We start from the raw sequence: 20,921 nt of genomic DNA on the forward strand, positions 1-20,921 counted from the left end.
CCTCAACCATAACCCGCCACCATGATTGCGACGAACGCGGCCCCCAGGCCCGCCACGCCGACCACCGAGAGGACGATCGCCAGCGGCCAGGGCCAGCAGACCCAGCCCGTCACCGTGCCGCTGCCGTCCATGAACACCTGCCCGGTCCGGTCCCTCGGATTGGCGATGCCGTAGGCCATCACTTCCCAGGGATTGTCGAAATAGGTCCACCAAGTGATGGCGTCGCCGATCCGGCGGCTGGAATCGATCAGGCCGGCGATCAGCGCGGGGATGATGGTCAGCGCCATCCAGCCGACATAGGAGAACCAGAAGAACGGCCCCAGCACGCGGTTCTGCCAGATGTGGATCGTCTCGTGCTTGAACAGTTCCGTCGTCGGGTCCCAGGCGTCGGTGTTGCTCATCACCGCGCCCTGGGTGAAAGCGAAGCCCGAGCGCACGGCGAAGCCCTGCTTGTAGCGGTGGGCGTCATGGCGGTTCTCGTCGGGACCGTCGCCATGGTCGCCCCAGGCGAAGTTGATCAGGTGCATCAGCGCGCCGTTGGTGTTGCCGCCCAATCCCCAGGTGACGTCCAGAAGGAAGGCGGGCAAGCCCAGGCCCAACCATTTATGGGTGGCCCACAGGCCGTCGAACAGGCCGACCAGCCCGCCCACCACCAGGGCGATCCACAGCAGGGCTTCGACGCCGATCACCGGATGGCCGAAGCCCAGGGAGACCAGGTTCACCACGCCCGGCCAGATGAAGAACAACAGGCTGGTCACCGTGATCGCGGCGTCCGAGTCCCCACCGATGCTGAGCATGATGCTGATGAAGGTCCGCGCCAGGAAGGCGCCGAAAGTCGCGGTCAGGAAGGTCTCGAGCGCCCGCCAGAGCGACGACGAGCCGTCGCCCTTGGCCAGCCGCACGATCAGGGCCAGCACCGCCCCGGCCAGACCGAACGCCAGCGACCCCAGGATGGCTTCGAGAGAGAAAATCCGTTCCATGATCCTGCTCTCCTTGCCGGGCCCGCCAGTCGGCGGGCCCGATGGATTTGACGTCTAGCCCGCGGGCGAGTTGAGCTTCGACTTTGGGACGATCATGCTCGGCCGGCAGGCCCGAGAGCGCGACGGGCCCGCCGCGTTCTCCTGGGCCACGACCGTGCGCCGTTCGCCGCTCACGCAGACATGGTCGTTGGCGAAGCCGTCACGCCAGACATACCCCATCAGGCAGGTGTCCGGGCCGTAGGGACCGCCGTTCGGGTTGCGGCGGGCGCCCGCCTGGCGGTTTTCCAGGGCGGCCAGATACCGGGACTCCGGCGTGACGCAAACCCGGTCGTTGGCGCCGGCGTCGCGCCAGACGAAGCCGTCGATGCACGCACCGACGGCCGGATCGCAATTGGCTTCGGCCGGTATCTCGACCATCTCCTCCTTGGGCTCCTCCTTGGGCTCTTCCTTCACGACCGGCGCCGGCGCGGCGACCGTCAGCAGGATAGTGTCGGTCTTCTTGGCCTTGGTCTTGGCCGCGGGACTCTGGTCGAGCACGGTCTCCGGCGGCTTGTCGCCGGCTTCCTTGTCGGCGCGCTTGACCGCCGTGTAGCCGGCCTTGTCGAGCGCCTTGACGGCCTCGGCATAGGGTTGGCCGACCACATCCGGAACCTTGGACCCGCCGCTCATCGCCACGATGGCGATGATCACCCCGATCACCAGCACAAGCACCCCGCCGGCCACCGCCAGTATCCACCACGGGAAAGGCTTCTTGACCGGCGGGGCCGCGGGGCCGGCGGCGGGGACGGTGACCGTCGCCGCCGTGCTGTCGGTGCTGTCATTGTCGGGATCGTTGACGTTGGTCACCCGCAGCTTGATCCGGTGCTGGCCTGCCGGCGTCGCGGCCGGGATCTTGGCGACCACGGTCACGGTCTGGTTTTCACCAGCCGCGACCGGCCGTTCGGGTTCCCCCTGGACCTGGTACCACTCGGGCTTGCCGTCACCCTGGACCTGAACGCTGAAGCGCGCGGTCAGGCCCTCCTCCGTCTTGTTGGTGACGCCGAACACGGCGTTTCCCTTGTGGAAGCCGCCTTCCTTCTTCAGGGCGACGGTCGTTGGCCCGTCCGGAATCTCAAAACTCGGCATGTCTTGATCCTTGTGTTCGACAAGGCGTCGCGAGCCCCGCGCTCGCGACGCGGTGCGCCGTCACTTCACCACGGACTTCACTGTGGTCTGCGGCAAGGTGTTGACCCCCTTCACCTGGGCGCTGAAGGCCGTCACCTTTGGGTCCGCCACAACACGACAGCCCACGATGCTCTTGCTGAACGCCGTGGTGCCGACGCTCTTGCTGACCGTCGGAGCGCTGACGATGACGATGTCCACCTTCGTGCCGAGGGCGACCTTGGTCTTGGCCTCGGGGCGTTGGCCGACGATCATCTCCGGCGTCCCGCCGCACGTGTAGCCGATGTTGCCGATGTCGGCGCCGGCGTTCTTCAGGGCCTGGATGCCCGCGATCCCGCCGACCTGGGGGCTGAGCAGGTTGGGCACGACCACGCCGGGATCGACGACCAGCGTCACGAGACTGCCCTTGGGGGCCTTCGTGTCACCAGCCGGTTCCTGGGTCAGGACGTTGTCCGGCTTCTCACCCGAGGGCTTTCCGACCTTGGAGGTGACGGTGAACCCGCGGTCCTCCAGCAGCGCCTGGGCGGCGATGACCGGCTTGCCGGTGACGGTCGGCACGAGAACGGTCTCGCCGACGGCCACCGTCAGCTTGACCTCCGTCGTCTTCGGATCGGCCAGCGCGTCGGCCGCGGGCTCCTGCTTGAACACCAGGCCCAGACCCTTGTCGCTGGAGACCTCCTCGATCGCCGGACCAGCCTTGAAGCCGCTCTTTTCCAACGCGGCGACGGCGGCGGGATAGTCCAGTCCGGTCACGCCCGGCACAGCCACCGTCGGTATGCCCGCGACCGTCAGTTTGACCGTGACCCCCTCGGGATCGACCTTCTTGCCGCCTGCGGGATCCTGCTTGAACACCTTGCCCAAAGGCTTGTCGGGCGCCGCCTCCCGGATCTCGGGCGCGACCGCGTAGCCCTTGTCCTTCAGCGCCGCGGCGGCGGTCGCGTAGTCCATCCCGATGACCTTCGGGACCTTCGGACCACCGCTCATCACCACGACGGCGATGATCACGCCGATCACCAGGACCAGCACCCCGCCGGCCACCGCCAGGATCCACCAGGGGAACGGCTTCTTCTTGGCCGGCGGCGGCTTGACGACCGCCGGGATCGTGATGGTCGCCGCCGCGCTGTCGGTGCTGTCGTTGTCGGGATCGTTGACGTTGGTCGCCCGCAGCTTGATCCGGTGCTGGCCCGCCGGCGCCGTGGCGGGGACCTTCGCCACCACCGTCACCGTCTGGGTCTCGCCGGCCGCGACAGGCCGCTCGGGTTCGCCCTGGATCGAATACCATTCGGCCTTGCCGTTGCCCTGCACCTGCACGCTGAACCGGGCGGTCAACCCCTCCCCGGTCTTGTTGGTGACGCCGAACACGGCGTTCGCCTTGTGGAAGCCGGCCTCCGTCTTCAGGGCTACGGTCGTGGGGCCGTCCGGAATCTCGAAACTCGGCATGGGTGTTCGTCCTCGTGCTCGCGATCAGGCTGCGGAAAATTCGATTTCGTAGGTCGTGTAGGCGGGACGCTCTTCGTCGACGATGCGACGCACTAAGTCGGCCAGGGGCTGCGCGGCCGCCGGGGCGACGACGCGCAGATGGAAGTTTCGCGCGACGCCTTTGGGCCCCGGCGGATTTTCCTCCACCGTGTAGCCGGACACGCCGGTCGCCACGGTCAGGATGCGTTCGAGGGTTCGGCGCGTGCCGCGCCAGCGCGCCAATTCCGCCGCCTCCAGGCACAGGAGCCGCAGACGGCTCAGCCCTGCGGCGTAGCGCGGCGCGCCTTCGCCCGGACGCCCGCCGGTCCAGTCGAGATAGCGGTCGAGGTCCAGCCAACGCGCCAGCATCAGGGCGAAGGTGGGCGGGGCGCGCATCGGATCGATGTGGGCGTCGAGGGTCGCCAAGGCGTTCTCGGCCGGCTCCTGCAGCATCTCCATCACCTCCAGCGTCGCGGCCAGCGGCTTCCTGGGCACGAGGGTGGACTGGTAGGTTTCCGGCAGCAGGCGGGCGATGCGGGCGTGATCCATCGTCAGCCCCCCGTATCGTCGTCGATCACCACCGACAGATGGTGCTGATCGGCGCAGTAGAGCCAGTTGGGCGGCAGCGGGATGCGGTCGGTGAACACCGTGCTCGAGGCGGTGGCGAAGTGCTGGGCGCCGTCGAGGCTGCGATAGACGCCCATGGGACCGCCGGCGAACACCATGGGCGCCGCGCCGGGCACGGGCGCGGCCGCCACGCAGGACACCACGTGCAGCAGCCGCTCGGTGTCGCGGATCGGCAGTCCGGCGTCGAGCGGCGCGGCCCGCCAGGCCGGCGCCGCGACGGTGGTGTCCAGCGCCAGCACGCCGCCGCGGTTCGACCCCGCGAACACCCACTGGTCGGCGAAGGCCAATCCTTCGCAGGAGCCGCCCTGCCAGCCGACATTGAACGGCTTGAAGCCCTCGGGATCGTCGGCCCCGCCCGAGCGCAGCTCCACCCGGAAGGCGCCGGAACCCTGCTGGCCGGCCTCGGCCGCCGCCGCCGCCCAGAGGAAATCGCGCGCGTTGAAGCGCTGCACCGTCAGGCTGCGGATGTCCTGGCCCGACAGGCCGATCGGATGGAAGCTGTCGGACACCCCGCCCAGGGCCGACAGGTAGACGCCGCCCTTGACCCGCGCGGCGACCGCGACCTGGACCACCCCGGCCGACGACACCGAGGTCGTCACGGCATAGAAGCCCTTGGTGTCGCGGGTCTTGTCGACGACCACCGGGGCCGGGCCGGCGTCGCCGAAGGGCTTGAGCTGGCGAAGGCCTTCTCCCGTGGCGATCAGCAACAGCGGCGAGCCCTCGCGATCGACCCAGTCGGCGTCGGACACCTCGCTGTTGAACACCGCCGCCTCGGTCTTCCAGCTCTCGCCGCAGTCGCGCGACACGTGGATGGCGCCCCCGGCCTTGCGAACGACGCCCAGCGCCATCAAACCCGGCCGATCGCGGTGGCGGCGCACGAACAGCGGACGGTCGCCGTCGGCCTTGAACACCACCGACCAGGTGTTGCCGTCGTCGAGACTGCGATGCAGGCCCTGGTTGGTGGCGGCGAACCAGGTGCGCGCTTGATGCGGATCGCGCAGCAGGTCCGACACGTCGCGGTCGGGCGCTTCCCCGATCGTCAGGTGAAGCTGGTCGGCATAGCGCACGCTCGGGTCGGCCAGCATGGCTTCATAGACGTCCGAGGCGCGCAGAACCTGGCCGAACGGCTCATCGCGCAGCGGCGAGAACAGCTTGTTGAGCCGGACGCGAAGCCGGGCCTCGACCGCCGGCGCGTCCTCCTCGCGGCTGACCACCACCCGCGCCGCCACCGAAACCGGCCGCACCCTGGCCCAGCCCACCGAGGTCTGCACGCCGAGCGGCCGACGCTGGTCGACGGCCTTCTGAACGCGCGTCCGCAGCTCCTCGCTTCGGCGTTCGACCACGGCCTGGGCGGTGACCCCCGCGTCCGGCAGCTTTTCCGGATCGACGGCCGGCACCAGCAGGATCTCGACAACGCCCGGAGCGGCATGGGCCCAGACCTGTGACTGGGCGTAGGCCTTGGCTCGCGCCACGGCGCCGACGCTCAGGGCGACGCGCTCGAAATCACGGGCGGTGACCGCGCAGCGCATCGAGGTCAGTTCCAGTGGTCCACGCCGCATCGCCGCCTGTACGCTCTCGGCGTCGGCGCCGCCGGCGGCGCGCGCGAGATTGGTCACCGCCAGGTCGGGGATCGGCGTCTTGAATACGGTGAGGACGCCGGGAACCACGTTGCCGGCCCGTCCGCCGCCGCCGCGGTACCAGACCCGGATATCGCGCCCCAGGGCCGGCACGACCGACAGCGGCGTCGAGCCCTCGCCCGCCAGGGCCGGGGCGAACTGGATGCGGCCCATGGCGCGATCGACGCGATAGACGCAGTCGGTCGGCGCCGCGTCGGCGAAGCTGAAGACTTCCCGCCAGATCCGATAGCACTTGTCGCCCAGGGTGCGCGACACCGCCCCGTCGGCCAGTTCGGCGCTGTCGGCCTCGACGCCGACGATCAGGTCCAGCCCGTCGCCAGACGGGACGATGATCGGCGGACGTCGCACCTGCACGCTCTGGCTGGGCGCCCCGGTCCCCGTTCCGACCGCTTCGGCCTCGATCGTCTCGCAATGGAGGGCCGGCGCCTCGACGCTCTTCTGGTCCGCCGCCAGGATCGCGGCCTGGGTGACCACGAACGTCACCGATCCGTCGCTGGTGGCGATGCGGGCGCCCGCGGGAATGGTGATCCGCGCATTGCCGGTGGTGCGGGTGAAGGTCAGGGTCGCCGCCGCGGCGGCGGGCGGCCTGATCTGGGCGCCGACCAGGTTCAGCAGGCTGACATACAGCTTTTCCGGCACGCGATTGAGCCGATACAGCATCGTGTCGGTCAGATAGGCGAAGGTCTCCAGCAGGGTGATGCCTGGGTCGCTGGGATTGCGGTCGGTCCATTCCGGGCACGAGCGGTCGATGACCTTGATGGCGTCGGCCATCAGTTCGGCGAAGCTTCGGTCGTCCAGCTTGGGCGTCGGCAGCGGCATCAGGCGGCCTCCCCGCGCAGGTCGAGGCCGAACGCCAGCTGGCCCGGCTGGTTGCTGTTGCGCACCCTGTAGTCCAGCGAAACGATCAGCTGGCCGGGCGCGGCGGGATCCACGCCGGCGTCCAGGCGCACGATCTCGATCCTCGGCTCCCAACGCTTCAAGGATTGGCGCACATAGTGGATGGCCAGGCCGGCCGTCGTGGCGTCGTTGGGCGCGAACATCAACCGGTGCAGCGGGCATCCGTAGCTGGGCCGCATGACCCGCTCGCCGGGTATGGTGGTCAGCAGCAGGATGATCGCCTGGCGCACGGCGTCGTGGCCGCTGACATCGGCCAGCCGCCCCGCCGGCGACAGGATCAACCCCGCCGGCCGCCGCAGCTCGGAGGTCGCCCCGCCCAGCTCCGCGCCTTCGAACCGGATGCCCCGAACGCTTTTCATGCTCAACTCCCGGCCGCCACGAGGCGCTGGCCTGGATCGACCACGCGATAATTGACCGTGCCCGGCGGCGACCCGTCGGTAAGCCCCGTGACCGTGTCCAGGCACACCGCTCGGCCGCCGATGGTGACGAAGGTCGAGTAGCCCTCCTTGACGACCAGCGTCGTCAGGCAGGGTTTCAGGCCGATGACCGGATTGGCGTTCGGACAGGCCGAGATCGGCCGGGACTGCGGATTGGGGTTCACCAGCGCCAACCGGTTCTTGATCCGCACCAGGGTCTGGGTCGGAGCGATGCCCACCCGGCCGCCATGGTCGCAGACCAGCGTCGCGTCCTGGGTCAACCACAGCATGCTCAGCCCTCCTCGAACGCGACGGCGGCGGCGCGGATCGTCAACCGGCGGCCGGGAGCCTCGATGACCAGGTCGCCGCTGGCCCGCAGGCGCGAACCGTTGGGGCCGAACTCCAACACACCGCCCGCGCGGGTCTCCAGCCGCGCCAGGGCGTCCACGCTGTCCAGGGTCAGGACCTGGCCCCCCGGCGTCCGCACAGTGAAGGCCCGGGCTCCGGCCGCCCCCGCGCCGCGCGGCCCCGGCGCGGTGCGCTCGCCATAGAGGCCGCCTAGGACCACGCCGCGCGCCGGATCGCCGTCCGGAAACACCACCAGCACGTCGTCGTCCGGCTCGGGCAGGATGGCCACGCCCTTCTCGGCGCCCGCCCCCAGCAGCAGCACCGACATCCAGCCGGTCTCGACGTCGCCCAGCACCGGCAGGCGGGCGCGCACCCGGGCCAGGCCGTCGGGATCGTCGGCGTCGGTCACCCGGCCCAGGGTGAAGGCCGGAACGCGGGCGCGATCGGGTCGGGCCGGCGGCTCGGTCGAAATCTCGACCACATAGCCGCGGGCCTCCTCGAAGCGATGCAGGGCGCGCGTCACCACGCAGCGGCCGTCGACCAGGTCGCCGAGGCCCTCCAGGTTCACCGGCCGGCCCGGGCGCAAGTGCGTGTCGCCCTCGACCACCGCCTCCAGCAGCACGGCGCGGGCCACGGCCCGGTCGAGATCGGCCTGGGCCAAGCTCTCGGCCTCTGCCGCGTCGGCGGCCAGGCGGTTGAACAGGGTGCGTCCGCCCAGATCCGGAAAGGCCGCCAGCCCGCCGTCGCGCAGTTCCTCGGCGTCCTGCCGGGCCAGGCCCGCCCGGGCGCTGGCCGCGACGGCGCGGGAGGGATCCCACGACTGGGCGCCGGTCCAGGGGCGCAGCGAGTCAGCGCCCGCCATGGCGCGCGCCTCGATGATCTCGCGCCGCATCCGCAGCGGGATCGGCTCGCCCTCCCCCGCCAGGCTGATCAGCCGAAGGTCGCCGGCTTCCACCACCAGATAGAGGCCGGCGTCGCGCGCCAGATCGACCACCAGGTCGAAATCGTTCTGGTCGTGCTGAATGATCAGCGCACGAGTCGGCGGATGCTCGGCGCACCGGAAGCCGAGACCCAGGTCGCCGGCCATCTGGCCCGCGAGGTCGGCGACCGTCATGTCGGTCAAGGCTCGGGCCCGCTGTCGCAGCCGCGCCCTGTGCAGCTTGTCCAGGGCCCTCAGCCGCACGACCCGTCCCTGGGCGGCGTCCTTCTGATACTCGACGGCCGTGATCTCGCCGTCGAACAGGTCGCCCGAGCCGTCGACCGAGAAGGCCAGCGCCGCGCCGAGGCGGAGGCTGGTCAGGGTGTCGCCCGGCGGATCGGCGAAGACCAGTTCGGCCATGGCCGGCGCGTTCAGGGTCTGGCGCACGAAGGCCGAGACCGCGTGGCGCCCTAGGGCGGGATCCAGCGGCGCGCCGTCCAGACGGGCCCGCAGCGGGCGATTGGCGAAGATCGAGGTCATGCCCGCGCCCCCAGCAGGATCGCCAGCGAGGGCAGCACGATGGTTCTGCCCTCCGGAATGTTCAGGGGGTCATCCACCTCATTGAAGGCGGCGAGATCGGCCCACAGGGTCGGATCGCCGTAGCCGTCGTCGGCGATCTGATCGAGGCGTTTGAGCGGCAGACCCTCATTGTCGACCGGCATGTCGACGGCCGGGAATTGCTCCACGGACCCGCCTTCGAGATCGGAGGGTGCCTCGAACTGCGGCGTTACGGGCCGACTGGGCGCGGGACGCGGCTCGGAATCCTCCACCCGGCGCAGGCGCAGGCTGAGCCACGAGCGGCGCGGCGCGCCGTCGGCGTTGAACCGTTCGAGGCGCTCGGATACGTGCAGAACGACGCCCGGAATGTTCCAGGACTTGCCCCAGATGAACCGCACCGTGGGCGGGGCGGCGAAGCCGTCGGCCGCGACGGCGTTTTCGGTCAGGTCCCAGAGCGGACGGGTCAGGGCGCGGACGTCGTCGTCGGCGGCCGGACCCTGGCCGTCTTCCGGCGTCTTCGACGGGCGGCCCTCGCGGGCGATCTCGACGTCGAACAGCAGGTTCAGGTCATATTCGGTGACCCCGCCGCCGGTGGCGATCAACGGATCCTCGGAGCGGGCCACGCCGTTCAGGAACCCGCCGCCGGCCAGCCGCGTCCGCACCCCGGCGGAGCGCCGCGCTTCCAGGTTTTCCGGATTGAGCAGGCACGAGATCCGCTCCCCCGATCTTTCCATGAGGAAGGCTACACGCTCCATCGGCCCTCCTCCTGCTCACGGGCCAACTGATCCCAGCGTGGGGGCGACGCCTCGACGCCGGGCGGCGGCGCGATGGTCATCGGCGGCAGCGCCGGCCAGCGGTCGTCCGACGGCGAAGCGGCCAGGCGGCGCGAAGCGGCGCGCGGCGGAACTGGAGGCGGCGTGGCGAAACTCGACCGCTTGTCCCGCACCTGGGTCTCGCCGTCCGACAAGGGCGCTTTGGGAGGTCCACGAAGGATCCGGCGGGCGGCGCGGGGAACCGCGTCGGCCTTGGTCCGGCTCGGCGGCGCGCCTCGGAGGTGCGAGAAGACCGGCGCGGGAGGCGCCGAAGGGATCGCCCGCGACGATATGAAGGACGGCGCGGATCGCTCCGGGACGGCGTCCCGAGACGGTTGATCGATCGGCGGCGTCATCCTGACCCCGGTCGGATCGGGAGTCGTGAACCGATTGGCGCGACGGCGGGCGCCCAGCGCGGCGAGCGTCCGAAAAAGGGAGCGCCGCGGAGGCGGCGGCGTCTTGTCCAGCCAGGTCCGATCCGGCTTGACGGCGGAAACGTCCGAGCTGGAGGCCGGGAAGGTCGCTTGGGGGACCGGCGCGCGGGCGGGCGCAATCGTTTCCGTGGTGTCCGCACTGCCGCCCCTCGCGGGCCGCCCAGGATCCGCCGAAAGCTCCAGGGATCTCTCGATGCGCGCGGATCTGGCGAAGAACCAGGACCTTTGACGCCGGGCGGGCGCCGCGTTGATCCGATCCGGATGGGTTTTCGACCGGTCCTCCGACGCAGCCTTCGGATGCGCCTGCACGAAGGCATGGTCGTTCAGCGGCCTTTCCGGCGCCCGCCGAGGATCGGGCCTGGCCTCCGCCGCGTCGGGCGTCGCCGCGCGCGCCGGCGGCGCCTCGGACCAAATCGGGTCAGAGGGCGGTGCCTTGGGCCTGTTCGACAGCGGCGCCGCGGGCTCCGGCGCTCTCGCGGCCGCTTGGGACGGCGAACCGACGACGGTCAGAGGCGAGCGCGGGCGACGCGGCGCCGCGCCAGGTTCCGGCGTCGGCTCCGGGCGCGTCGGCCGTTCCGAGGTCGGCGCGGCCTCCAGGGATGCGAACACCGGCCGCGGTCGCCGTTTCCGCTCGACCTCCGGCCGCCGCCAGGTCTCGGACGACCGGTCGTTCAGGGCGGCCAGGGTCGGGACGGCGGTCTCGCGGCGGGACGCCGGCGGAGGCCGCGGATCGCGCGAAGCCGGTTCAGGCTCGGTCGGCGTCGTGGGTCGAGACGGCAAGCCGTCCGGCCCGACCGGCGGCCAGGCCGACGGGTCGCTGGTCAGGGACAGCGGAGCCTCGCCTGCCTCCGCCAGCTGGGACGTCCGCTCGGCCACGTGCGCCAGCCAATGGGCCGGCGCGCCCGGATACCGTTCGGCCAGGGCGGCCATGACCGGGTCTGGCGCCGGCGCGGATCGATCCTCGGAGGCGCGCTCCAAGGCCTGGGCCACGGAGCGGGCCAGGGCGGCCATGGCGATCAGCCAACCCGACAACAGGCGGCGGAGGGCCATGGTCTAGGCTCGGGTCAGGGTGTCGAACGACAGCTTGAGTTCCTCGATCGCCACTTCGCGGCCGAGGGCGTCGAACGACACGCCGCTCCATTCGCAAGGCCAGGCGTTGTCGAGGTTCCAGCGCAGGACCTCGGCGGTGCCCTTCACGTCCAGCATCGCGATCGAGATGCTGCGACGGGGCGTTCCCCCGGCCAGGACTTCCTTGAGCCAGTCCCACAGCGCCGGGGTCTTGGTCAGGCCATAGCGCAGCGTGACCTCGGCGTATTCGACGGGCCCGGGCAGGGTCCGGACGATCTGGCCGCTGCCGGATTCGCGGTAGCGTATCGGATGGATCCGCACCCCCAGGCCGAAGCACTCGGTGAACCGGACATCACCCATCTCGCGGGACGACAGCATGAAGTTGTAGTTGCGATAGACGTCGGGCAGAGCGCCAACCTTGGGCGCCGCCGCTGCTTCTTCGGTTTTGGCCATGACGGATCCTCTTCAGGTTTTGGGGTCAGGCGGTCTCGACGGTGGATCCGACCGCCGTCTGGCCGATGCGGAAGATGACGAACTCGGCGGGCTTCACGGGCGCGATGCCGATGACCACCACCACCTGGCCGGCGTCGACCACCTCAGGCGGATTGGTCTCGGCGTCGCACTTGACGAAGAAGGCGTCCTCGGGGCGCGCGCCCGCCAGCGCGCCTTGGCGCCACAGCAGGGTCAGGAAAGCGCCGACATCGCGCTGGATGTCTTTCCACAGCGGCGTGGCGTTGGGCTCGAACACCACCCAGCGCGTGCTGATGGCGATCGACTCCTCGATCATGTTGAACAGCCGTCGGACGTTCAGATAGCGCCAGTTGCTGGCGCTGGGGGCCAGGGTCCGGGCGCCCCAGACCCGCGCGCCCTCCCGGGCGAAGAAACGGATGCAGTTGATGCCGACCGGATTGAGCACGTCCTGCTCGCCGCGCGTCAGCATCTGGGTCAGCCCGTCGACGCCGCGGATGGTCACATTGGCCGGAGCCTTGTGCACGCCGCGCTCGCTGTCGGTGCGGGCGTAGATGCCGGCCATATGGCCCGAGGGCGGGATCTGGGCCACGGTGTCGGGATTGACGGCGTCGCGGCCGGTCAGCCAGGGAAAGTAGCAGGCGCCGTAACCGCCGTCGGAGTCGCGGGGACGAAGACCGGGCTTGGGACCTTTGCCGCGAGACGGCGGCGAGGTCGTATCGCCCTCGGCGGCGGGGGTCGTGGGCGGCGCGGCTCCCTCGGCGGCGCGGGTCAGGACCTCGACATCGTCGACACGGGGCGGCGCGTCCAGGATCGCCACGCGGTCTTTCAGCGACTCCGCGGCGTCAAGCAAGGCGCTGTGCGAAGCGACATCGGTCCGGCCCGGCGCGGCGATGATGGCGATCTCGTCGATCGCCGCCAGGGCGTCGAGCCCCCGCCCTTTGCCGGCTATGGCGCCGTCGGCCTTGGTGTTGACGACGTAACAGCGCGATCCGCCGTTATTGAAGAAACCATAGACGGCGTTGGCCAGATCGGTGCCCTTGTCGTCCCGGCGTATGTATTTTCGCTGGAACTCGCTCCAGTTGTTGATCGCCACGGCCTCGTCGAGGAAGGCATCGGGATTGGGCGCGGCGCCGACGAAGCCGGCGGTCGAGGTTCCCACCGCCTCGATCGGGCGTGTTCCAGAGTCGATCTCCTCGACGTAGACGCCGGGGCTCAAATAGGACGGCATGTCAAATCTCCAGCGGTAAACGAAGGATCACGGGACTTCCGGTTTCGACCTCACTGTCGATCTCCACCCCACGGGCCCGGACATTGAGGCGGACAGGTCTGCCCTTGCCGCCGACGGGACCGTGGAGGCGAAAGCGGCCGAACGCGTCGGTCTGAGTGGAGCGGTCGAGACCCTCAAGGCGCACCACGGCGCCGGCGACCGGCGTGTCGCCTGGCCCCAGGACCGAGCCCTGCAGGACACCGAGCTCGCCCGACACGATATTGAGCGGGAAGCGAACGAGGCCCGCCCGGTCGGCCTGGCGCCGCCGGGCGATCGAGACCGTGGCCCGCAGCACGAAGCCGGGTCCGGGCGGCAGATTCAGTTCGGCGCACAGCTTCAGCGGGTCACGGTCCAGGACCACCTCGGTCTCTTCGTGCTCCATCGCCGCGAACAGCAATTCCATGGCGCCCGTCTGTTCAACGATGGGATCCGCGGCGCGGACGGTGACCAGGTAGTCGGCGGTCATGGTCAGCGGCGGCGAGGCCGCGCGAGGCGCCGCGTGCGGGGCCAGACCGACCAAGCGCAGGTCGACCCCTTCCCCGCAGTCGCGATCGCTCAAGGACCGGGCGACAACGGTTCGACCCGGCAGGACCTCCTGGGTCCAGCCGATCAATTCGCGCGTCGTTTCCTCGAGCCCCTCGGGCATTTTCTGATCGCTCCCCCTGGTACAACCCAAAGACGTCCAGACATACTAAGTCCGAATTTTAACAAATGAAAAGCTCGGATTTCATCGTTCTGTGAACACGACTTTCTCGGCCATCGAGATTCAGACGGATGGACTCGTCCGACTTCACAAAGAATATTTGAAGCACAGATTCAGATCACAACGCCGCCGCAGCGACAAATACATGGCACTTTTCGCCATAGACAACTATTAATTTGCTACAGACTAAACCGGTAATTCAAATATTGTCGAGAAAAATGCTGGTTTTTAGCTTGCACAAATAGACATAAACGAGACCTACAGAGGGCAATTATTCAATCGTCGGAAAACTAGAAATAAACGCATTAGTTGTGCTACCGCACCGTCGACGCCGGAACACCGACATTGCGAAAGGGTCGTCCACCGCCCCTCCCGCCCTGTCACGGCGAACGCTGGCGAGGATCGGACGGGACGCTCGGCCGCGACGCCTCGGAACACGATGGACGGCGTCTCCATGCGGAGGGAAACCCGCCCCGCCATGTCGGCGGCGGCCCCGACGAGCGGCCGAAAGCGCCCGTCAGGTTCGGTTCTCCTCTCGCCAGTAGAAGTACAGCAGCACCGCCATGGCCCCGGCCAACGGGTGCCAGAGCATGCCGTGCGGCTGGAAGAAGGCGTTCGGGTCGCACATCGGCCCGCCGGTCTGCGACAGCGCCCAGAACACGGTTGCGGCGATGATGCAGCCCACGGCCAGCCACCAGAGCAGGATGGTGTTCCACCGCCCCTGCCAGGGCTTGCCCTCCCGCACGCAGGCGTAGATCTCCAACGCCAGATAGGCGGCCACCAGGGTGATGATCAGGATCAGCGACTTGAACTCCCACTGCCAAATGGCGTGGAGGATCACGAACACCACCACGGTGATGGGATAGAACACCCAGAACACCCAGTCGGCGGGGACCAGCCGGCGCAGGGTGTAGAACACCAGGAACGCCGCGTAGACGTACATCGACAGCCCGTCGAAGTTTCCCGCCCAGCCGATGATCGAGGCGTGGAACCACATGCTGCCCAGACCCAGGAACAGCACCGCGAAGACGTACAGGTCGGCGATGAAGTTGTCCGACCGCATGACGTTCTCGCCGCGCGCTCCGTCCTTGCGATCCAGATAGATCACCAGGGCCACCAGGGCGGCGGTCAGGATCGAATAGAGGTTGAACCAGGTGTTGACCGGCTGTCGGACGCCGTTGGCGTGCGCGATCACGTCGGCCGGATTGAAGGCTTCGCAGAAGCAGGTGTTGGGCGTCGTGGCCATGCAGCTGTCGGGGCTGCCCGGCCAGCCGGCGGCGACGAAGATCAGGAATGGCAGCAGAACCAGGACGATCCCGCCCCCCAGCACGATGAAACCGCGGTAAGCGCTCATGACCCCTCCTCGAGAACTCAGGTGGACGCGAACTCGGGTGGACGCGGACATCCCCGGAAAGCTTGGGGCGCACTGACGGCCGGCGACGACGCCGGGCGGGACAGGAGACGAAAGCCGCTCAGCGCGCGGAGCTCCGCCTACAGTCAAGGTTGCTCGGACTGGACGACCATATCCAAAACTGAACTCATAGGTGGAGCTTAACAGGCCTTGGCCATCCGTCCATACGGCATTTCGCCGGGCGGCCGGGGCCGTGCCCAGCGGCGCGGCGAGCCGGGCTCGAGGGCGGAGTCGATTTCGGCTGTCGGCGGACGATGCCTTCGGTGGTGTTCCCGGCCCGCGATTTCGCTAGTGTCCGACAGAGATTCCCGTCGAAAGCGGTCGTATGACGCAGAACAACAAGACCAAGGTCGTCATTCTCGCCGGCGGCAAGGGCACGCGGATCGCCGAGGAGACTCAGGTTCGACCCAAGCCGATGGTCGAGATCGGCGGCCGCCCGATCATCTGGCACATCATGAAGTCCTACAGCGCCCATGGCCTGAACGACTTCGTGATCTGTTGCGGCTATCTGGGCGACAAGGTCCGCGAGTACTTCCTGAACTACGCCTACCAGAACGCCGACCTGACGATCCTGCCCAGCGGCCGGGTCGAGGTGCACCAGAGCCATTCGGAGCCATGGACCATCACCCTGGTCGACACCGGCGATGACACCATGACCGGGGGACGGATCAAGCGGGTCAGCCGCTACATCGCCGACGATCCCTATTTCTGCCTGACCTACGGCGACGGACTATCGGACGTCGACATCGGCGCGCTGATCCGCTTCCACGAGGCGCACGGCGCCCAGGCGACGATCACGGCCGTCACCCCCCTCGCCCGCTTCGGGGCCCTGAAGATCAAGGGCGACATGGTGGAGCGGTTCATCGAAAAGCCCGCGTCGGAAAGCGGACGGATCAACGGCGGCTTCTTCGTGCTGTCGCCCAAGGTGCTGGACCTGATCGACGGCGACGAGACGGTTCTGGAACAGGCCCCGCTGGAGCACCTGGCCAAGGCCGGTGAACTGCGGGCCTACCGCCACGACGGCTTCTGGCAGCCTATGGACACGCTGCGCGAGAAGCTGCACCTCGAAGACCTGTGGGCGAAGGGCGCGCCCTGGAAGAACTGGTAGCCGGGAAGCCTACTCGGCTCAGGCCGCGTCGCCCGGCCAGTAGCGCAGCTTCTCGGCGACAGAGGCCTCTCCGGGCGTGATGCGCTTTTCGCCGTCGCCCAGCCATTCGCGCAGGTCGCGCAGGCGCGAGACCAGGACCTTCAGCTCGTCGGGCTCGAGCGAGGCCGACTGGTCCGAGCCGTACATCGTCCGGTCCAGGGTGATGTGGCGTTCGATCGCCACGGCCCCGAGCATGGCGGCCACCAGGCTGGGCTCCACCGAGCCCTCGTGGCCGCTGTAGCCGACCGGCGCGCCGTAGCGGCGGCGCAGGGTGTCGATGGTCATCAGGTTCAGGTCGGCGGGCGGGGTCGGATAGGTCGAAACCGTATGCATCAGCACGAAGGGACAGGCCGCCGCGCGCAGGATCTCGACGGCCGTGTCGATCTGCTCGAACGTGCACATGCCCGTGGAGGCGAACACCAGCTTGCCCTCGGCGGCGACCGCCTCGACCAGCGGACGGTGGGTCAGCATCGCCGAGGCGATCTTGTTGTAAGGCAGGTCGTACTTGGCCAGGAACGACTGGCTGGGCACGTCCCAGGCCGAGGCGAACCAGGCCAGGCCCAGCTCGCGGCAATAGCCGTCGATGGCGTCGTACTCGGCCTCGCCGAACTCCAGGCCTTCCTTCTGGGCGCGCTGGGTGTCGCCCCAGGGGCTCTGGCGAGACGCGGCCAGCACCTCGGGGGTGTAGACGATGTCGATCGTCCGCTTCTGGAACTTGACCGCGTCGCAGCCGGCCTCGCTGGCGGCTCGGATCAGCGACTTGGCGACCTCCAGGTCGCCGTTGTGATTGATGCCGATCTCGGCGATCACGAACGGCCGGTTGGCCAACGGCCAGGGGATCGAAGCCAGGCTCTCGGTGGCCATGTTCTCCACGGAAAGCGCCTTGGTGATCGGAGCGTCTACGGTCTGCATGGTCCGGGGTCCTGTTGCACGGCGAGCGACGTCTGGCACGTCACCTTCCGCTGCGCGGAGCCGCCGCGAGGGCTCTTGGCTCCAGCGCGGGCTGGTATATCTATCGCGGCCTATCCTGTTACGGCCGTGATTTGCGTTCCCTTGTCTAGAATGGAGTCGGCGATAATGCCTAGGTGCAAGTTCGCCGCATGGTTAGCGCGTCCCTCCAGTTGCGTGGCGATCGTCGGCGCCTCCGGCTGGGTCGGCATGGCGCTGGCCGACCAGGTTCTGGCGACCCGCCCCGACCTCGCGCCCAACCGACTGCGGCTGTTCGGCTCCAGCCCCCGCGACCTGAAACTTCCGAACCGCCAAGCCCACATGGAGCCGCTGGACCAGGCCGCGCGTCTGGGCGACGGCGATTGGCTGGTCCTGCACGCCGCCATCGTCGGCGACGATCGGGTGGAAGGCGGCGACCCGGCGGAGGTTCGCCGCCGCAACGACACCCTGCTGAACCAGGTCCTGGGCCTGGCCGAGACCGGGCAGACGCGACGACTGGTCGCATTCTCGTCGGGCGCGGCCCACCGCCCCAACGCCGGATCCGCGGCCCGACGCGCCTACGCGACGATGAAACGCGACCACGAGGCGGCCGCCGCCGAATGGGGGCGGCGGACCGGGCGGGCGGTGCTGATCCCCCGGGTGTTCAACCTCGGCGGCCCGTTCATCAACCACGCCGAGGCCTATGCGCTGGGTGACTTCATCCTGGCCCTGGCGCGACGCGGCCGGATCGCGATCGGCGCGGCCGATCCGGTGTTCCGCGGCTTCGTCCACGTCTCGGAGATGGCCCGCGTCGTTCTCGACATGGCGGTGGACGAGGCGCAGTCGGCCGAACCGTTCGATATCGGCGGCGCCGAGGTCGTCGAGCTGGGAGCTCTGGCCCTGGTGGTCGGGGAAGCCCTCGGGCGAGCCGATCCGGCGATCGACCGCCCCGAACCGGGCGATGGCCCCGGCGACTGGTATGTGGGAGACGGCCGACGCTACCAGAGCGCCCTCTTCCGGCGTGGCGAGGCCCCGACGCCGCTGGCGCGGATCGTCGCCGACACGGTCGCCTATCTGGAGGCGACGGGGGCGCTGGCCGGGGCCCCGGACGGCGCGTAGCGGTCGATCTGATCCAGGGTCGTCGCGCGCGGGTCGCGGCCGGCCAGGCCGTCGCGCCACCAGGCCGTCGTCAGCGCGACGGCCTGCTCCAGGTCCAGACGCGGCCGCCAGCCCAGATCGGACCTGGCCAGGTCGGAATTGAGGGTCAGCAGGCCCGCCTCGTGCGGCGCGGTCGGATCGACCCGCTCGACCAGGCTCGCGCCTTCGCCCCAGGCGTCCGCCGCCAGCCGCGCCAATGCGCCCACCGACCGCGCCCCGTCGGCGTCAGGACCGAAGTTCCAGGCGCGCAGGCCTCCCCCCGGCAACGCGGCCAGGGCCTGGACCGCCAGAAGGTAGCCGTACAGCGGCTCCAGCACATGCTGCCAGGGCCGCACGGCGCCGGGATTGCGCAGCACCGCCGCCTCGCCGCGCGCGAAGGCCGACAGGACGTCCGGCAGCAGCCGGTCGCGCGACCAGTCGCCGCCGCCGATCACGTTGCCGGCCCGAGCCACGCCCACCGCCGCGCCCGCCGCCTCCAGATAGGAGGCGAAATAGGCTTTCACGGCCAGTTCGGCGCAGGCCTTGCTGGCGCTGTAGGGATCGCGTCCGCCCAGGCGGTCGCCCTCGCGATAGGCCTCGCCGTGCTCGAGGTTTTCGTAGACCTTGTCAGTCGTGACGATCAGCGTCGTGGCCGGACGCGGCAGCCGCCGCACGGCGTCCAGCAGATTGACCGTACCCATCAGGTTGGTGGCGAAGGTCTCGCGCGGCTCTTCATAGGACCGCCGCACCAAGGGCTGGGCGGCCATGTGGATCACCACGGAGGGCGCGAAGTCCAGCACGACGGCGTCCATCGCGGCGGGATCGCGCACGTCGGCGATCACGCTGTCCAGGCCGTCGCCGATCCGCGCCGCCTCGAACAGGTTGGGCTGGCTGTCCGGCGCCAGGGCCACCCCGCGCACCGTCGCGCCCAGCCGCTCCAGCCACAGGCTCATCCAGCCGCCCTTGAAGCCGGTATGGCCGGTCAGCAGCACCCGCCGCCCCCGCCAGAAATCCTCGTCGATGCCGATGGTCATGACGCGCCCAAGGCCGATCGGGGATCTCGCAACGCCCATGCTGCGCCCCACGCGGCAGTTTGGCGCGCCGACGGCGCGCCGAATCGGCGATAATCTTGGTCTCCGCCGAGGCGGAGCAGCAAGGCCGTCCAAGGGCGGGCCATCGGAGAGCTCGTCATTTCGTTTCAGGAACCCTCGGAGGAGACCGCGGCGCTTCGCGGCAGGATTCTCGCCCTGGTCGAGGAGTACCACGCGCTGGCCCACGCGCCGAAAGCGTTCCAAGCCGGCGCGTCGCCCGTCCCTGTCTCGGGCCGGATCTACGACGCCTCCGACATGCGCAGCCTGGTCGACTCGGCCCTGGACTTCTGGCTGACCACCGGGCGCTTCAACGACGCCTTCGAGGCCAAGCTGGCCCAACGCCTGGACGTCCAGTACGCCATGACCGTCAATTCCGGCTCGTCGGCCAACCTGGTGGCCCTGTCGGCCCTGACCTCGCCCAAGCTGAAGGCTCGCCAGCTGAAGCCCGGCGACGAGGTGATCACCGCCGCCACCGGCTTTCCGACCACGGTCAATCCCCTGCTCGGCGCGGGTCTGGTCCCGGTGTTCGTCGACATGCTGCCGACCACCTACAACTTCGACCCGGAAAAGGTCGCCGCCGCGATCGGTCCAAAGACCAAGGCGATCATGGCCGCCCACACCCTGGGCAACCCGTTCGACCTGGCGGCCATCCGCAAGCTCTGCGACGACCACGGCCTGTGGCTGGTCGAGGACTGCTGCGACGCCCTGGGCTCGACCTATGACGGCCGACAGGTCGGGACGTTCGGCGACATCGCCACCCTCAGCTTCTATCCCGCTCACCATATCACCACTGGCGAAGGCGGGGCCGTCTTCACCAATGACGAGTTCCTGCGCCGCCTGGCGGAGTCGTTCCGCGACTGGGGCCGCGACTGCTTCTGCGCGCCGGGCATGGACAACACCTGCGGCAAGCGGTTCGGCTGGAAGATGGGCGACCTGCCGCGCGGCTACGACCACAAGTACATCTACGGCCACCTCGGCTATAACCTGAAGATGACCGACATGCAGGCCTCGGTGGGCCTGACGCAGATGGACCACCTCGACGGCTTCATCGGCGCGCGAAAACGCAACTTCGCCGCCCTGAAGGCGGGCCTGGCCGACCTGCGGGACTTCCTGGTCCTGCCCGAGGCGACGCCGAACAGCGACCCGGCCTGGTTCGGCTTTCCGATCACCGTCAGGCCGGACGCGCCCTTCACCCGCAACGAGCTGACCCGCCACCTGGAAGACGCCCGCATCGGCACGCGCCTTCTGTTCGGCGGCAACCTGGTGCGCCAGCCCTACATGGCCGGCCGCAATTTCCGTATCGCCGGCGAGCTGTCCGTCGCCGACGCGATCATGGAGCGGACGTTCTGGATCGGGGTCTATCCCGGCCTCGGGGCCGACCACATCGCCTACGTCCTCGACACCCTTCACACCTTCTGTCGCGCCCGCGCCGCGGCGGCCTAGTCCCCGAGC

Annotated in this window: 19 protein-coding genes; 3 read left to right on the plus strand and 16 right to left on the minus strand. The window is 69.3% G+C overall.

All coding sequences use genetic code 11. The features are described 5' to 3' along the window. Nucleotides 1–2: 2 nt before the first annotated feature. The 14 genes from ASD38_RS07735 to ASD38_RS07800 form a co-directional block, all read right to left on the minus strand. Nucleotides 3–980: a hypothetical protein gene (locus ASD38_RS07735; protein ID WP_056459088.1), complete on the minus strand. Its 978-nt coding sequence runs from the start codon at nt 978–980 to the stop codon at nt 3–5. 54 nt (nt 981–1,034) lie between these two features. Then, nucleotides 1,035–2,105 carry a PASTA domain-containing protein gene (locus tag ASD38_RS07740; protein WP_056459091.1) on the minus strand — a complete coding sequence of 357 codons (1,071 nt, stop codon included), beginning with the start codon at nt 2,103–2,105 and terminating at the stop codon, nt 1,035–1,037. Between the two features lie 60 nt (nt 2,106–2,165). Next, complete coding sequence (locus ASD38_RS23265; RefSeq protein WP_082554740.1) at nt 2,166–3,581, minus strand: PASTA domain-containing protein; 1,416 nt, start codon at nt 3,579–3,581, stop codon at nt 2,166–2,168. Nucleotides 3,582–3,605: 24 nt separating this feature from the next. Beyond that, nucleotides 3,606–4,148, minus strand: a complete 543-nt coding sequence (locus ASD38_RS07750) for a hypothetical protein (protein WP_056459094.1) — start codon at nt 4,146–4,148, stop codon at nt 3,606–3,608. Nucleotides 4,149–4,150: 2 nt separating this feature from the next. Further along, nucleotides 4,151–6,682, minus strand: a complete 2,532-nt coding sequence (locus tag ASD38_RS07755; protein WP_056441310.1) for a baseplate J/gp47 family protein — start codon at nt 6,680–6,682, stop codon at nt 4,151–4,153. Beyond that, on the minus strand, nt 6,682–7,119 hold the full coding sequence (locus tag ASD38_RS07760) for a GPW/gp25 family protein (protein ID WP_082554741.1): 438 nt from the start codon (nt 7,117–7,119) through the stop codon (nt 6,682–6,684). Before ASD38_RS07760 ends, ASD38_RS07755 begins: the two co-directional genes overlap by 1 nt. Before the next feature lie 2 nt (nt 7,120–7,121). Beyond that, on the minus strand, nt 7,122–7,466 hold the full coding sequence (locus tag ASD38_RS07765; protein WP_056441314.1) for a hypothetical protein: 345 nt from the start codon (nt 7,464–7,466) through the stop codon (nt 7,122–7,124). 2 nt (nt 7,467–7,468) lie between these two features. Further along, nucleotides 7,469–8,983 (minus strand): phage baseplate assembly protein V, encoded by a 1,515-nt coding sequence (locus ASD38_RS07770; protein ID WP_056459097.1) that lies wholly within the window; start codon nt 8,981–8,983, stop codon nt 7,469–7,471. After that, on the minus strand, nt 8,980–9,735 hold the full coding sequence (locus tag ASD38_RS07775) for a CIS tube protein (RefSeq protein ID WP_235523794.1): 756 nt from the start codon (nt 9,733–9,735) through the stop codon (nt 8,980–8,982). The genes ASD38_RS07770 and ASD38_RS07775 overlap by 4 nt, the downstream gene beginning before the upstream one ends. A gap of 8 nt (nt 9,736–9,743) precedes the next feature. Further along, on the minus strand, nt 9,744–11,297 hold the full coding sequence (locus tag ASD38_RS07780; protein WP_056459099.1) for a hypothetical protein: 1,554 nt from the start codon (nt 11,295–11,297) through the stop codon (nt 9,744–9,746). A gap of 3 nt (nt 11,298–11,300) precedes the next feature. Continuing rightward, nucleotides 11,301–11,768: a phage tail protein gene (locus ASD38_RS07785; RefSeq protein ID WP_056441324.1), complete on the minus strand. Its 468-nt coding sequence runs from the start codon at nt 11,766–11,768 to the stop codon at nt 11,301–11,303. A gap of 25 nt (nt 11,769–11,793) precedes the next feature. Then, nucleotides 11,794–13,014: a phage tail sheath family protein gene (locus ASD38_RS07790; RefSeq protein WP_056459102.1), complete on the minus strand. Its 1,221-nt coding sequence runs from the start codon at nt 13,012–13,014 to the stop codon at nt 11,794–11,796. A gap of 1 nt (nt 13,015) precedes the next feature. Next, complete coding sequence (locus tag ASD38_RS07795) at nt 13,016–13,699, minus strand: carboxypeptidase-like regulatory domain-containing protein (RefSeq protein ID WP_056441331.1); 684 nt, start codon at nt 13,697–13,699, stop codon at nt 13,016–13,018. Nucleotides 13,700–14,273: 574 nt separating this feature from the next. After that, on the minus strand, nt 14,274–15,110 hold the full coding sequence (locus ASD38_RS07800; RefSeq protein WP_056459105.1) for a ceramidase domain-containing protein: 837 nt from the start codon (nt 15,108–15,110) through the stop codon (nt 14,274–14,276). Nucleotides 15,111–15,492: 382 nt separating this feature from the next. On the opposite strand from ASD38_RS07800, the gene rfbF reads away from it, so the two are divergent. After that, entirely contained in the window at nt 15,493–16,275 is a 783-nt protein-coding gene (gene rfbF, locus ASD38_RS07805; RefSeq protein WP_056441336.1) for a glucose-1-phosphate cytidylyltransferase, read from the plus strand. Between the two features lie 18 nt (nt 16,276–16,293). On the opposite strand, the gene ASD38_RS07810 is transcribed toward rfbF, so the two are convergent. After that, nucleotides 16,294–17,226: an N-acetylneuraminate synthase family protein gene (locus tag ASD38_RS07810; RefSeq protein ID WP_082560705.1), complete on the minus strand. Its 933-nt coding sequence runs from the start codon at nt 17,224–17,226 to the stop codon at nt 16,294–16,296. Nucleotides 17,227–17,391: 165 nt separating this feature from the next. Here ASD38_RS07810 and ASD38_RS07815 point away from each other — a divergent pair, with 165 nt between their 5' ends. Continuing rightward, entirely contained in the window at nt 17,392–18,360 is a 969-nt protein-coding gene (locus tag ASD38_RS07815) for an NAD-dependent epimerase/dehydratase family protein (RefSeq protein ID WP_235523795.1), read from the plus strand. On the opposite strand, the gene rfbG is transcribed toward ASD38_RS07815, so the two are convergent. After that, nucleotides 18,312–19,412: a CDP-glucose 4,6-dehydratase gene (gene rfbG / locus ASD38_RS07820; protein ID WP_056441343.1), complete on the minus strand. Its 1,101-nt coding sequence runs from the start codon at nt 19,410–19,412 to the stop codon at nt 18,312–18,314. The genes ASD38_RS07815 and rfbG overlap by 49 nt on opposite strands. A 234-nt stretch (nt 19,413–19,646) precedes the next feature. On the opposite strand from rfbG, the gene rfbH reads away from it, so the two are divergent. Beyond that, nucleotides 19,647–20,912, plus strand: coding sequence for a lipopolysaccharide biosynthesis protein RfbH (gene rfbH / locus ASD38_RS07825; RefSeq protein WP_442856977.1), 1,266 nt, complete (start codon nt 19,647–19,649; stop codon nt 20,910–20,912). Nucleotides 20,913–20,921 lie beyond the last annotated feature (9 nt).

It is taken from the genome of Caulobacter sp. Root487D2Y, from assembly GCF_001427165.1.
Classification (GTDB): Bacteria; Pseudomonadota; Alphaproteobacteria; order Caulobacterales; family Caulobacteraceae; genus Caulobacter.